The organism is Acinetobacter sp. ANC 4204, assembly GCF_002135205.1.
Taxonomy (GTDB): Bacteria; Pseudomonadota; Gammaproteobacteria; order Pseudomonadales; family Moraxellaceae; genus Acinetobacter.
This window is the reverse complement of record NZ_NEFZ01000003.1, coordinates 255,838-269,951: the sequence shown is the minus strand read 5'-3', so window position 1 is coordinate 269,951 and position 14,114 is coordinate 255,838. Positions and strand designations below refer to the sequence as shown.

The following is a 14,114-nucleotide window of genomic DNA, read 5'->3' as shown; positions in this document are numbered from 1 at the left end:
TTCATCTTAACAGAGTGTATGCAAATTCATTTGAAAAAGATCATTGTTAGTTTGTACGCATTTAAGATGAACGGATTGAAAACCCACCATCGAATAGTGGGTTTTGGTCGCAAATTTTATTTTTTCAGTGAAACCCACATTGTAATTGTGGCACGAAAAACCAGTTCTTGAGCAGTGTTTTTAACTTCAACATTGACCACATAATCACTGCCTTCATTCCAAACAAAATTGGACTGTGCTGGTGTTGCCACTGCGACTAAATCAGTCGATGCTTTCTGTATATATTCTACTTGCATGCCTTTTGGAATCCAGCGGTGCGTATTGGGTACGGTCACATCGGTCATGGTGCCTCCGGCGAGTTCTGCCATATTACACATCGCAATGGCATGTACAGTACCAATATGATTCAACACAGCACGGTGTTTTTTTATGCTCACTTCGCAGTAGTCTGGGCGCAGTTGTTCGAATAATGGGGAGATACTGCTGAAATAAGGCGCCTTTAAACACAGCAATTTTGAAAATGTCCATTTCCCAGCAGGTTTGGCTTCTAGGGTTTTCCATATTTTTAAGGCTTGACTCATGGTGATGTCCTTCATGCATTATTTGAAGAATAATATTCTCATACAGAATATTATTCTGTATTTGGCTGATTTGACGACTCTGCTACACAAAAGAGCGAGTCTTGATTTATGATGAGCACAATAAAAAAGGAATGATGATGCAAAACATAGCCTTACTTGAACGAATTTATCCTGGTCGACGTGCGGAGCTTAAACGTCAGATTTTAAATTGTGCTTTACAACAGTTTATTCAGCAGGGTATCGAAAGCACGACCATAGAGATGATTCGAGATGCTGCTGAGACCAGTGTTGGGGCGATTTATCATCATTTTAAACATAAAGAAGGCATCGTTTCGGCTTTATATATTTCGGCTTTAAAGGATCAAGCGACTCAACGTATGCACGCTTTGCAACAGAGTCAAAACCTTAAACATGGACTGTATGCCGTTATTCATAGTTATCTGGACTGGGTAGAGCAGTATCCTGATTTTGCACGATTTTTATATGCAGCCAGTTACAGTGTGCAGCAAGGGATACATGCCGAAACGTTAAAGCAGGAAAACTTACAGCGTAATTTGCAATTAGGTCAGTGGCTGGCGCTTCAGCCTGATGCCGAGTACATGACTGCTGTGCCAGTTGAACTTCGCCTTTCTCTGATGATTGGACCAACAGAAAGCTACTGCCGTGCTTGGTTATCTGGTCGAGTAAGCCCTTTACCTACAGATTATGCAAACGTTTTAGCTCAAGCAGCATGGCAGTCTTTAAACGCATTTCAGATGTAAAACTTGATAGTGACAACTGTGAAAAGGGTAAAACTTAACGAGGGTTTTCTAATCTAAAAAACCGATAAATTTCATAAAAACTTACTGTTTCACCAATTTTTAATTTGCACGTATTCTAGCTTCATTACTTAAGCACATTCATTCATTTTTGAGGAAAAATACATGAGTTTAATCAATACTGAAGTTAAAGCGTTTAATGCAACAGCGTACCAAAATGGTGAATTTATTGAGTTGTCTGAACAAAACCTTAAAGGCAAATGGTCTGTTGTATTTTTCTATCCTGCTGACTTTACCTTTGTTTGTCCAACCGAATTAGGCGATTTAGCTGATCATTATGCTGAATTCCAAAAATTGGGTGTGGAAATTTATGGTGTATCTACAGATACTCATTTTACCCATAAAGCATGGCATGACACTTCGGATGTGATTGGTAAAATTCAATATCCATTGATTGGGGATCCGACTTGGACATTGTCTAAAAACTTTCAAGTACTGATTGAATCTGATGGTTTGGCTGATCGTGGTACATTTGTGATTGATCCCGAAGGAAAAATCCAAATTATTGAAATTAATGCAGGCGGTATTGGCCGCGATGCTTCTGAATTGTTACGCAAAGTGAAAGCTGCGCAATATGTACATGCGCATCCAGGTGAAGTATGTCCAGCAAAATGGAAAGAAGGTGAAGCGACGCTGGCTCCTTCAATTGATTTGGTCGGTAAAATCTAAGTAGATCGAATGATACAAGGTCGTGCATCGTTCCAATTTATTGGAGCGATGCGCATAAAAAATCAGCCCAGTGGCTGATTTTTTTATGTTGAGTACGGTTATTTTTTAAAGGTGATAGCCTTTACTGTTGGTGGCAAAGTCGCGTATGCCTTGAACCAAATGTTCAATCAGTTTTTCCATGACCAAGCGCTGTCCTTTGCGTGAAGCATAGACCAGTTGCACGGTGCCAATATTGGAACACCAGTCAGGTAAAATATGAACCAAGCGACCAGTTGTAATGTCATCTTCTACGGTTAAGTAGGGCAGATTGGCAATGCCCAAACCATCTAAGGCTGAATAATAAATGCCTGCTACGTCATTACTTTTTATCCGTGGGGTCAAAGGAATGACGATTTGTTCTTGGGTCTCAATATGATGTAATAGCCACTGATATTGGTTCTTTTGTACCCCAAGCGCGAGGGTTGGGAAATCATTCAATTCTGTCGCAAATTGAATGTTGCGTCCTTGTAGAAGTTCAGGGCTGGCAACTAGGCAATGTGTAGTTCTTACGACATCACGTACCACAATGCTGGAGTCTTCATTGGCTGTGAAATTGGTACGAATCGCCAGATCAATATCATCATGTAGGACATCCACACGACGACTGGTGAGCTCCATTTCAACTTGAACTTTGGGATATTGTTTTAGAAACTGATTGAGCAAACTGCGAATTTGATAGCGCATCATGACCGAAGGGCAACTCAATTTGATTAAACCCTGAGGTTCGCTTTTCTGTTTCAGTAAAACGTTGTTGGCAGTTTCAACTTGCTGAATAATTTGTTGGCATTCATCAAATAATTCCTGACCCAAAGGTGTCACTTTAAAGTGACGGGTTGAGCGTTGAATGAGATTCACATTATATTTAGCTTCAAGGTCTAAAATGCGGCGACTGAGCTTCGATTTGGTGATATTTGAGGCCTCACTTGCGGCACTAAACCCCCCGTGTTTGACCACAAGATAGAAATAATAATAGTCGTCAAATGAATGCATGATGTGTTTAAGCCTGTATAGATTTACGACATATCGCAGTCTGTTATGAATGTCTTACACTGTATCATTGCGGATGGGTAAGCACGACGAAAAAGTGATCTGAAGATCTAATGCTGGCCTGTTCAGTTTTCTTGTCATGAGCCCCTTAATTTTTGAGTCCGTAAAAAAGTATCTTGCAACATAGCAGTGTTTCACTGCAGAACTTGCCAGATTCCTTTGATGCAGAAATAGATCGCAGGACGCTGACTTGTTTAAACTGTTTTTGCCTTGAATCGTGCCAGATAAAAGTTCTACCTATCAAATAACATGATGAATTTAAAAATAAAATGCCAATCAATTTCTGAACTGATTGGCATTAATCCAAAGATCGCTTCTTCGCTCAGCAGATTATTTGCTCGCTGTATTTTTGCTATAACTTTGAATCAGGTTTTTATAGTCTGGGATGTGTGCTGCAAAAAGAGCGCCTAAGCCTTCAATATCATTACGCCAGTCACGGTGTAATTCACAAGCTGCACCAAACCAAGACATTAGTTGAGCACCAGCTTGTGACATACGATCCCATGCGGCATCACGCGTGATGGGGTTAAATGTTCCTGAAGCATCAGTGATGATAAATACTTCAAATTCTTCTTCAAGTGCTGAAAGTGCAGGGAAAGCCACACAGACCTCTGTCACCACACCTGCAATGATTAACTGTTTTTTACCTGTTGCTTTGACTGCTTTGACAAAGTCTTCATTGTCCCATGCATTGATTTGTCCTGGACGTGCAATATAAGGAGCATCTGGAAACATATCGACCAATTCTGGGACTAAAGGGCCGTTTGGACCATCTTCAAAGCTGGTGGTTAAAATGGTGGGAAGATTAAAATATTTTGCTGCTGCGGCAAGGGCAAGCACATTGTTTTTAAATTTATCAGGGTCAATATCACGGACCAATGACAGTAAACCTGCTTGATGGTCAACTAACAGCACTGCTGCATTATCTTTGTCTAAACGAATATATGGCTGAGTCATTTTTCTATCCTCTGTGTGATTATCTATAAAACCGAAAAGCCAAAGATCTGTTTATTTTCGCTTTTCGATTTAGCACCATCCTAGTGATGAAAATGGGACAATAAAATAAGCCAAACGAGATGCTTAATCTTAAAAATAGGAAAATTTGAGCAAAAATATGCCGTCACAATAAAAGATGGCTTTGTTTTTCAACTTGTTTTTATAAAAACAGCATGGTTCTAATGATATTGTCCTACTGGTGTGATTGTGTGTATTGGCACAGAGCTATAAGTGAACTGAGGAAAGGGGTAGTATAGATTGCATATTCATCCTATCCATATAGGAGTTCCAAGATGAAAAAAGTAATAGGTGTATATCGCAATCAAAACATGCATTGGGTCGGTGACGGTTTTCCAGTTAAAAACCTGTTTTCATACGACCGTTTAGGCCAAGCCATTAGTCCGTTCTTACTGTTGGACTATGCTGCACCATACAAATTTGATCCGACTACGACTCAACGTGGTGTGGGTTCACATCCACACCGTGGTTTTGAAACCGTTACTATTGCATATAGTGGCGAAGTCACACATAAAGACTCGAGTGGTGGTGGCGGTACGATTAACACAGGTGATGTACAGTGGATGACCGCAGGTGCAGGTGTGGTGCATGAAGAGTTTCATTCACCTGCCTTTGCTGAACATGGTGGTCTGTTTGAAATGGTGCAACTTTGGGTGAATTTGCCAGCCAAAGATAAAATGACTACGCCACGTTACCAAGCTTTGACTGTTGCGGAAATTCCACGGATTGAAATGGATGATAATGCAGGACATATCCGTGTTATTGCAGGTGAGTTTGGCGGTCATCATGGTCCAGCGCAAACTTTCAGCCCAGTCAATGTATGGGATGGAGAACTCAAAGCAGACTACGAAACTTTTGTGCATGTTCCTGTGATTCATAACACCATTGTGGTTGTGCTCAGTGGCGAAGTGCTGATTAATGGCACACAAAAAGTGGTGGATAGTTCAATTGTGATGTTCGCTCAAGATGGCGAAGCTGCAATCCAGTTTCAAGCACTCACAGACACTAAATTTTTGGTGTTGACGGGTGAGCCACTCAACGAGCCTATCCAAGGTTATGGTCCGTTTGTGATGAATAGCAAAGAGGAAATAGTGCAGGCTTTTGATGATTTTAATCGTGGAAAGTTTGGTGAAATTCCAGTTGCTGTGGTGGACTAAGCACTGACTGTCTAAAAGAAGAAATCCCTACTCGGTCAAGAGTAGGGATTTTTTATGCGCTGTATCTTTCTAGTTTTAGCTCGTTTTGCATAGTTACCTATGCAATATTATGTGATGTAGTTATCATTTTTATGTGGGGCGTATCTTAGCGTCTTTTGCGGATGTTGTAAAACATCTATTTTAAAAATAGTTAATTTATATCTATTGTTTTTAAACAACTTAAATTTTAATTTGGAACAAGATTCAGAAAAGCATAAATTTGTTTACATGCTTCTTTTTAGTGTAATGAAATGTAATTTCAGCTGATTGTATATTTTAGACAAGGTGCATGAAAAGATGTGATTCTGGTATTTTTTAATAGCCCTATTTTTTCGACATTGGGTCATAATTTCAGTCAATATAAGTCAGATTGACGGATCATAATTTTGGATATTGCAGTTATTGGTAGCGGCATGGCTGGTCTTGCTACCGCAAGAATTCTGAAGGATGCAGGGCATAATATTACTATTTTCGAAGCGCTGACTGGGCGTGGTATGGATAGCCACAGTACAGAGTTTGAAGGTGGTTTGATTGATGCTCCCTTACGTGTCATGAACCCGCACTTATGGAAAAATACCTTGAGTCTTGCGACTTATTTGGGCATTAAAACCTATCCTGTGCGTACCTATATGGCATGTAGTTGGCTGTTTGAAGATCGTACTGAAACGTGGTTAACCACGACGCGAAGTCGCATCGGCAATTTTCCAATTATTAATAATCGCAAAGGTCTCCAACAGTATGGATGGCGTTTGGTTAAAGGCATGTTGCAACTTAAAACTGCGATTGCTAAGTTCTTCAAATCTAAAGATCAAGACATGACTTTGGCTGAGTTTATTAATCAGCATGAGATTGAAGAAGTATTTTGGCATGGTGCAGTTATGCCAGTGCTTTATACCATTTGTACCTGCAATCCAAAAACCATTGGTGAATGGCCTGCCAAACCATTGTTGATCTTTTTACGTCAATTGACCGATGGCGATGCTTTACTACGTCTACAAGGCGGAACCCCAGCTTTGGTGGATAAGTTGATTGAAAATATCAATATTCAAAGTGGCTCGGCCATTACCAAAGTTACAGAGCAAGCTGAAAAGGTTTTGGTAGAAAATAACAAGGGCGAACAGCAATTATTTGATCGTGTGGTGGTTGCAACCCCAACGACCAAAATTGAAGAATTTTTAGATTCTGCACAATTTGTCGATGATATTGCATTGTTAAGACAATTCCGTTTTGAGCAAGGTCAACTGGTCATTCATACCGATTCTTCTGTGATGCCGCCAAAGCGTAAAGATTGGTCAGTGCTCAGTTATATGATGGATCGTAAGTTTACCCGTCAACAGTTCACAGTCTGGCTTAACTCAGTAGAACCAAGTCTGGTCGGTAAAAATGCGGTGTTCCAAACGTGGCAGCCCGTGACGGAGATTGATCCGAAAAAAGTGATTTCAACCGTAACCTTAACCCGCGCCGTGGTGGATTCAAAAACCGTCGCGCTGAATAAAGAATTACAACAGCGTCATAAAATGGCAAACCGAAAAGTCTTTTTCTGTGGTTCATGGTCGTGTGATGGTTTACCGATTTTAGAATCAGCAGTGACCTCTGCAATGCATATTGCAGAAATTTTTGGTGCACCATTGCCGTTTGTAGGATTAAAACCTAAAGTTGAGGTTGCCCCACAACTCGGTTACTAAAGCATGAAATGGCTCCAAACTTTACAGCAATATTTTCCAAAGCATAAGTATGCAATTGATGCCAAACAATTGGGAGATCACGCTGTATTGGCTTGGAGCAATCTCGGCTATTGGGAGGATGGTCAATCATCTTACCCTGAGGCTGGCCAAGCTTTGGCCATGCGCCTTGCAGATCGGTTACAGCTAGATGCCAATGATCGGGTTTTGGATTTGGGCTGTGGGCAGGGTGCGAGCCTATTGCTGTGGCGACAGCATTACCATGTTCAGCAACTTTGCGCGGTTGAATTACAAGTCGAATGTGTGCAGCGCATACGACACACTTTAAATTCAAATATACAGATCATCCAAAATTCTTTTTTAAATTTAAATTCAAAGACATTCTCTAGACCTTTTGATGTGGTGCTGTGTCTGGATGCTGCTTATCACTGTGATTTAAATTTATTCCTGCGATCCACCCATTTTATTTTAAATTCAAACGGTCGGATTGGATTTCATTATCTGATGCTAAGCGATGCATTTTTGAATTTAAATCGTTTTGAGAGGCTTCAACTGAAAATGCTGTTAAAAGCTGCGGACGTTCATTTAGGTCATCTTCAATTAGAAGCAGACTTGATGCACAGCATTCAAGCACAGGGTTATCAGCAGATTGAAATGGAGGATATATCTGGTGCAGTATTTTCAGGTTTTTCAAATTATTATCATGAGCACTTGGCGCAAAATGTAGCTAAAAACTTGGATGATTTGAAAATTCAAATGACAGCTAAACTTTGCCAAAAATTATTTGAACAGGGCATCGTGCGCTATGCTCAAATTACAGCAATTAAAGATATTTAAAACGAAATAAAAACCTAAAGACTAGAAACAACAAAGCCTCACTAAAAAGCGAGGCTAAGTATAAAATGGTGCCGGCACACGGATTCGAACTGTGGACCTACTGATTACAAGTCAGTTGCTCTACCAACTGAGCTATGCCGGCAACGTGGAAAGAATAATAGCGGATTTTGTTGAAAACGCAAGCCAAAAAGTGAGCGATTGAAATACACATCATCTTTTGTACAAACTTCACCCACCATAGGGTGGGTGAACGTTCAGAATAAAGCAGTAAGCTAGAATGAAACTGTTTTTTTAAAAAGCGTTAAGTGAGTACATGGAACTTATTTGCTCCTTAAAATTTGATCGAGGTCTTGGGCACATTCTTCCAACGTAAAAGCCATATCGAGTTGCATTTGAGGTTTGAGTTCATTGGCCAGCGTTCTCCATTGTTCAATCAGACGAATTGCTTTTTGAATTTTGTGTTTGTTGACATCCTTTGCAAGGGTTGGGGTATAACCGCCTCGTTTAGCGTTTTTAATTTGTTTGACATAATTGGTGCTGTTATTCATTCCGACTCCCGAATAGCAGTTTTATTGGTCAATTTCGTGTTTCGCTAGTTTTATACCGCAAATTCATTGTGCTTGATGAACATTGCATCTAGATGATAAGTGATGATTTATTTTTAACCTCCCTGCTTATTTGTTTTAGCCCAACTTTCAGTTAGGTTCAAGCATTTATTCTTTAATGAATCTTTATTTTTGTGGTGAAATTTCTCCTAATGGCTAAAGCTTGTGTTTCATAAAGCAGACTTTATGCCAAGTTGAATTTGCACTTATATCTGCATAAAAAGAGTCTGAATCTGAATGAAGAGCGTCACACTTATGCTAAAAGACGAGGAGTGAAATGAGCAGAAATGCAAAAGGAATGTATAGATTGAAAGGTAGGAGTTGGAATTCAGTTTATTCTTTACATGTGGATTAGGGTTTTAAATGCCTATGGATAGAGGCTGAGCACCATTTTTTGAATGTTGTGTAGTGCTCAGTGTTTTATGATGTGATACTCAGTGTCGCGTTCATCCTATGCAGGATTAATGATGGTGATGATGGTGTCCGTGCTTATGTTCATGCTCATCATAATCTTGTCGTATACAGCAGCCTGCAACATATTGGCTGCTTCCATCTGTATAGAATTCTTCTTTCCACACGGGCACTTCGTGCTTAACACGTTCAACAGCTTCTTCACAGGCTTGAAATGCTTCTTTGCGATGTGGAGCATAAGCAACCGCAATAATTGCTTTATCTCCAATATCTAACTTGCCAATACGGTGCACAACGCGAACATAGTGCAGACCATATTTTTCTTGTATTTCCTGTTCAATGGCTCGAATCATCTTCTCTGCAACAGGAGCATAGGCGGTATATTTTAAAGCCTGAACCGCTCGCCCTTCATGATGATTGCGGACGGTTCCGATAAAAATCCCAGTTCCACCACATTCAGGAAAAGCCTGAATTGTATCAAAATGATTTAAATCAAGAGCTGTGTCTTGAATACGTGGAAACACAAGCATATTAGCCTCCTGCGACTGGCGAAAGTAAAACCAAAGTACAGTCTTGAGCCAAGACTGTTTGACGAGGAATAATGTCTTCACCTATGGCACAGGCACAGCGTTCTATCATGTCAGCCACAGATGGATAGTGTGTTTTAATTTGGTTTAATACATCCGTAACTAAACTGTTTGATGCACAGTTCAAGTTTAGATCAGCAGGCAGGTGTTTTTCGATGGCACCGTAAGCTTCGATTTTAATATGAATGTCCTGCATGATGAGTTCCGTTTAATGGGTTCAAAACAATTTGTGATTCAGTCGTTTTCAATAGGTCTGGATGCACTTTAGCACTATTCAATTCGCTCCTCAAAATCTCAAAGGTCATTGTCTTCAGATGGATTCATATTCGACTTTTTGCTTCAAATTTGCTATTTCAGAATGACCGCCTGAATTGAGTCACTCAGCGTCATTTTATGCCACTTTTCTGGTAGGCCTGCATTTCTTCAAACGAATTTAAGCTATGAAAAGTTGAATGCTGATTTTGAATATTCACTCTTTGAGGGCATAGATTTGCAAAACATTGTTTTAAGCTAAGCTGTTGGCGCTCTAAATGCTGATTGAATGTATCGAGACTGCTGCGTTTCAATAAACAAAAAGGATAAAGTGCTTGCCCATTGAACGCGACGTAAGCAACGGAAGATAAAGGATGGTGTTTGAGTGCTTGATGCAGCTGAAGCAGGATGTCTTGTGGAATTTCGGTAATGTCGCATGGAACACATAAAATATAATCAGATTGAACATATGACCATGCACTTTTCATGCCGACTAAGGGGCCTAAGAAACCATCTGTATCATCTTTGAAATAGCGAATATCAGGAATTAACGCCAGATAGCTGGCATAGTCACAATGGCTATTGATCCAAACTTCCTGAACTTTGTCCTGAAAAGCTTTATATATTTTTAACAGTTGAATGTCGTGATCAAAGCATTGCAGGAGCTTGTTGACGCCATTCATACGTGTGGCTTGTCCACCAGCTAAGATGATCAAAGCTGTCGCTGGGTAAGGTTGCATTGCATGTACCTGATTTTCAAAATGAGAGAGTCTCTCTCATTTTGAAATCTTTTGTGCTGCGATGATGTGCAATCAAAGTTAAAGCTTTGATTGTCATTATGCATCGGCAGCATTGTTATTGTTGGTTAGAGATAAAGACCATCAATCGACCTCATATCGAAATAAAATCAACATAGTCCATTGAAACGGGAGCATCGGCTCGGGCAGGAATTCGAACAATCACATTGGCCTGATTCAAATTGCTCAACATGTGTGATTGTTGCTTTCCGAGTTTGGCAACCGTCAATTGTCCATGTTCGTTCACATTTAACACCATACGTAACAACTGCTCGCGACTGTCTTGTTTTACGCTATCAGTGAAACGTGCTTTTTTCCATACAGGAGCAGGGGAGTCGATCCCTTGCAGTGCCGCCAATACTGTAGAAACATGTACGGCAAGGCAGGTCAGTACCGCCGCAGGATTGCCTGGTAAACCAATTAAGTAAGAGATATGGTTATCTGCTTGATATTCAGCAAAATATAATGGTTTTCCTGGTTTTTGTGCCACCTGCCAAAAGATTTCTTTTGCCCCTAAGGCCATAGAAACAGGACGAATCAGGTCATAATCTCCAACAGAAACGCCACCTGTGGTAATAACCAGATCATAACCATTCATTGCATTGGAAAGCGATTGAGAGAGTAGACTCTCATCATCAATCACATGTTCTAAATGCACATCTGTTAAACCTTGTTCGTTAAGCCATGCCAAGATCATTGGGGCATTGGCATCAAAAACTTTAGATTCATTATCCAATTGGCTACTGACTTCATCCCCTGTAATCAGAACGGCAATTTTGGGTTGGCAGTAAACCTGTACATCCTGAACACCCGCCATACTGAGTGCAGCAATTAGGCCATTGCCTAAGCGTTGCCCTTTTTGTGCAAGCTGAGTTCCAATACTCAGTTCTTCGCCTTGGTAACGAATATCTGCACCTTTTTCTAAAGCTTGATTTAAAACAGCGAGATTATGGCTACGGGTGATAATTTCTTGTCGTGCTACGGTATCTGCTGAATGGGGGAGTTTGCCTCCAGTAAAAATACGAACAGTTTGTCCTGATTGTATTTCAATGTGCTCTGCAACACCTGCCCGAATTTCTCCAATGACCTCAAAACTTGTGACCCCTGCAAGCAAGTCCTCCGAGCGAAGAGCGTAACCATCGACTGCACTTTGGGTAAAGAGTGGCAGGGCAACCGTTGATTCTACATCTACGGCTAAAACATGCCGATGCGCCTGTGCTAAAGGTAAAGTCACGCAAGGTAGTGTTTTGACTGAACGATAATGCGCAAGGGCTTGATCAAGGGTAATTAAACCGACACCTGAACAACTCATTCATAACCTCCCGGATGAGGTAGATCACGGCAAACATCAAAAATATGAACCAATGCAGGTAGAATCGCAGCCATGGATTCACTGGCACCACCACGACTTCCCGGCAATGTAATGACCAATGAGCGGTCAATAAAACCTGCAACACCTCGAGACATTGCTGCATAAGGAGTGCGTTTTTGACCAAAAGCCCGTGCAGCTTCCATGAGTCCATTGAGCTCACGTTCTAGCAAAGGTTGTAAGGTATCGACCGTAATATCTCTTTTGCCGATTCCAGTTCCACCTACAGTAATCACGCAGGCATAGGATTGGGTCAGCTCTAAGACCAAATCTTTTAGCTGAACTGCTTCGTCAGGTAAAACTTGATAATGAATAGGATCGAAACCTGCTTCGGTTAATGTATCTACGACTGAACGACCTGCTGTATCAGGTTTACGGCCTGCTGCAACTGTATCTGATAGTACCAAAACGGCTGCCGAGACTGGCTGGCGTAAATGGCGTTTGAAGTGTGATTTTCCACCTTTTTTCAGGTCTAATTTGCACTGTTGGATAATCAACTCATGTGGTTCACAATGCGGTTTAAGCATGTCATAAATGGTCAATCCAGCAAGACTGGCAGCAGTGAGTGCTTCCATTTCTACACCTGTGGGTCCAATGGTTTCAACTGTTGCTCGAATCACGACACGATCGGTCAAAAGCTCAAAGTCGACATCAGCACGGTAAATGGGTAGGGGGTGACATAGTGGAATCAGTTCATCGGTGCGTTTTGCCGCTAAAATGCCTGCAATGCGTGCAGTTTTCAGCGCATCGCCTTTTTCAGTATTGCCATCGGCAAGAAGTTGTAAACAATGTGCTGGAGCAAGTAACTCAGCACTTGCTGTTGCCACTCGGTAGCTTTCTGGCTTCATGCCAACATTTTTCATAAAATATTCCGAAACATTAAGGAACCGACAGGCAGTTCAGCAGTTTGATCAGTAGACAACGTTTATGACGTATTTAGATAACACAAAAATAAATGCGGATATAGTCGAATGACTGTCGAACTCAAAATTAATCAACTTATTAACCACCTATGGCATGCATACTGATTTTGCGTGTTGGAGCCTGTTGATGTTCGATAAAGCCGGCTTTTTTATGCCATACCGCATTCAAAATATGAGTTTGCAATAAAGAAAGATCTGGTTGTTGAAGTAAATGCCGTAGCGGAGTGCCTGTATTGGCAAATAAACAGCTAAAAAGTTCGCCTGTCGCAGTCAATCTCAAACGATCACAACTCTGACAAAAAGGTTTGCTGATGGTGGAAATGATGCCTAGTTTATAATGCCCATTGAGTAAATAAAGCGTTGCAGGGTCATGTTGTCTGGCTTGTATTTCAACTTGAAAATGAGATTTAAGTTTTTGAATAATTTCATCTTCAGTAATCACCTTTTCTGCACGCCAGTGATCGGGTTGGTCTAAAGGCATATATTCAATAAAACGTAATTCAAATTTTTGTTGGTAGGCCCATTGGGTGAGTTCGACAATCTCATGATCATTCTTTCCTGCCACCAAGACACAGTTGAGTTTGATTGGGATACCTGCTTGTTGTGCCGCAGTAATTCCCCTTAACACAGGCTCAAGTGGGCGCTGGGTCATGTCTTTAAACTTATCTGGATGGATGCTGTCGAGGCTGATGTTGAGATCATCTAAACCAGCTTGTTTTAGCCCTTGAGCATATTTTTGAAGATAAAAAGCATTGGTGGTCATAGAAATACGTTGTAGACCATGGGCTTTGAGGTGATTTAAATCATGAACAAAATTGACAATACCTTGGCGCATTAACGGTTCGCCACCTGTAAGGCGAATGTGTCGAATACCTAGACGCACCATAACCGCACAAAATTGTAAGAGCTCTTCAAAATTCAAGATATCTTTTTTAGCCAACCACTCTGGGGTGTCTGGCATGCAATAACTACAACGAAAATTACAACGATCGGTCAGTGAAATTCTGAGTTTATGTTTATGACGGCCGAACTGATCGACCAACTGTGACAGTCTGCTCATGCCAAGAGCGGGGGTTACTGTTGTTGTAGTCGAACCATCCATAGTTGCTCCACGGGTATAAACACACCTTTGGGTTGTGATCAGAAGAGTATGAAATGTTTTATTTTAAATATCAAACAAACGATAGATTGAATTAAATTTTATCCTATTTTCAATAGCTTGAGTGGTTTCATTTAAATGGAGCTACATGTGAGAGAGGGTGTTTGTAATAAATAGAGTGTTGAAAT

General features: G+C 40.7%; 15 protein-coding genes and 1 tRNA gene. 5 read left to right on the top strand and 11 right to left on the bottom strand.

The genetic code is table 11. The features are described 5' to 3' along the window. Window positions 1–116: 116 nt before the first annotated feature. Complete coding sequence (locus B9T36_RS08875; protein WP_086209131.1) at window positions 117–581, bottom strand: hotdog fold domain-containing protein; 465 nt, start codon at window positions 579–581, stop codon at window positions 117–119. 137 nt (window positions 582–718) lie between these two features. Here B9T36_RS08875 and B9T36_RS08870 point away from each other — a divergent pair, with 137 nt between their 5' ends. Together B9T36_RS08870 and ahpC are read left to right on the top strand one after the other, a co-directional pair. Further along, on the top strand, window positions 719–1,342 hold the full coding sequence (locus B9T36_RS08870; RefSeq protein WP_162900247.1) for a TetR/AcrR family transcriptional regulator: 624 nt from the start codon (window positions 719–721) through the stop codon (window positions 1,340–1,342). Between the two features lie 162 nt (window positions 1,343–1,504). Next, window positions 1,505–2,068 carry an alkyl hydroperoxide reductase subunit C gene (gene ahpC, locus B9T36_RS08865; RefSeq protein WP_086209130.1) on the top strand — a complete coding sequence of 188 codons (564 nt, stop codon included), beginning with the start codon at window positions 1,505–1,507 and terminating at the stop codon, window positions 2,066–2,068. A gap of 105 nt (window positions 2,069–2,173) precedes the next feature. Here ahpC and B9T36_RS08860 read toward each other — a convergent pair whose 3' ends face one another. Both B9T36_RS08860 and ycaC read right to left on the bottom strand, forming a co-directional pair. Continuing rightward, window positions 2,174–3,097 carry a LysR substrate-binding domain-containing protein gene (locus B9T36_RS08860; RefSeq protein WP_086209129.1) on the bottom strand — a complete coding sequence of 308 codons (924 nt, stop codon included), beginning with the start codon at window positions 3,095–3,097 and terminating at the stop codon, window positions 2,174–2,176. Window positions 3,098–3,484: 387 nt separating this feature from the next. Continuing rightward, window positions 3,485–4,111, bottom strand: a complete 627-nt coding sequence (gene ycaC / locus B9T36_RS08855; protein ID WP_086209128.1) for an isochorismate family cysteine hydrolase YcaC — start codon at window positions 4,109–4,111, stop codon at window positions 3,485–3,487. A 332-nt stretch (window positions 4,112–4,443) separates the two neighbouring features. Between ycaC and B9T36_RS08850 the strand changes: the two genes are divergently transcribed. From B9T36_RS08850 to B9T36_RS08840, 3 genes are all read left to right on the top strand, one after another. Further along, a complete protein-coding gene (locus tag B9T36_RS08850) occupies window positions 4,444–5,325 on the top strand; it encodes a pirin family protein (protein ID WP_086209127.1) in 882 nt (293 codons plus the stop codon). A 425-nt stretch (window positions 5,326–5,750) separates the two neighbouring features. After that, a complete protein-coding gene (locus tag B9T36_RS08845; protein ID WP_213033324.1) occupies window positions 5,751–7,049 on the top strand; it encodes an FAD-dependent oxidoreductase in 1,299 nt (432 codons plus the stop codon). 3 nt (window positions 7,050–7,052) lie between these two features. Continuing rightward, entirely contained in the window at window positions 7,053–7,883 is an 831-nt protein-coding gene (locus B9T36_RS08840) for an SAM-dependent methyltransferase (protein ID WP_086209126.1), read from the top strand. Between the two features lie 66 nt (window positions 7,884–7,949). Here the strand turns inward: B9T36_RS08840 and B9T36_RS08835 are convergent. From B9T36_RS08835 to moaA, 8 genes are all read right to left on the bottom strand, one after another. Further along, window positions 7,950–8,025, bottom strand: a tRNA-Thr gene (locus B9T36_RS08835). Window positions 8,026–8,203: 178 nt separating this feature from the next. Next, window positions 8,204–8,431 carry a hypothetical protein gene (locus B9T36_RS08830; RefSeq protein WP_004691623.1) on the bottom strand — a complete coding sequence of 76 codons (228 nt, stop codon included), beginning with the start codon at window positions 8,429–8,431 and terminating at the stop codon, window positions 8,204–8,206. A gap of 518 nt (window positions 8,432–8,949) precedes the next feature. Beyond that, window positions 8,950–9,429: a molybdenum cofactor biosynthesis protein MoaE gene (locus tag B9T36_RS08825; RefSeq protein WP_086209125.1), complete on the bottom strand. Its 480-nt coding sequence runs from the start codon at window positions 9,427–9,429 to the stop codon at window positions 8,950–8,952. Between the two features lies 1 nt (window position 9,430). After that, a complete protein-coding gene (locus B9T36_RS08820) occupies window positions 9,431–9,682 on the bottom strand; it encodes a MoaD/ThiS family protein (protein WP_086209124.1) in 252 nt (83 codons plus the stop codon). Between the two features lie 190 nt (window positions 9,683–9,872). Then, entirely contained in the window at window positions 9,873–10,478 is a 606-nt protein-coding gene (gene mobA / locus B9T36_RS08815) for a molybdenum cofactor guanylyltransferase (RefSeq protein ID WP_086209123.1), read from the bottom strand. Between the two features lie 151 nt (window positions 10,479–10,629). Continuing rightward, entirely contained in the window at window positions 10,630–11,847 is a 1,218-nt protein-coding gene (locus tag B9T36_RS08810) for a molybdopterin molybdotransferase MoeA (RefSeq protein ID WP_086209122.1), read from the bottom strand. Next, window positions 11,844–12,767 carry a bifunctional molybdenum cofactor biosynthesis protein MoaC/MoaB gene (moaCB, locus tag B9T36_RS08805; RefSeq protein WP_086209121.1) on the bottom strand — a complete coding sequence of 308 codons (924 nt, stop codon included), beginning with the start codon at window positions 12,765–12,767 and terminating at the stop codon, window positions 11,844–11,846. The genes B9T36_RS08810 and moaCB overlap by 4 nt, the downstream gene beginning before the upstream one ends. A 139-nt stretch (window positions 12,768–12,906) precedes the next feature. Next, window positions 12,907–13,929: a GTP 3',8-cyclase MoaA gene (gene moaA, locus B9T36_RS08800; RefSeq protein ID WP_086209120.1), complete on the bottom strand. Its 1,023-nt coding sequence runs from the start codon at window positions 13,927–13,929 to the stop codon at window positions 12,907–12,909. Window positions 13,930–14,114 lie beyond the last annotated feature (185 nt).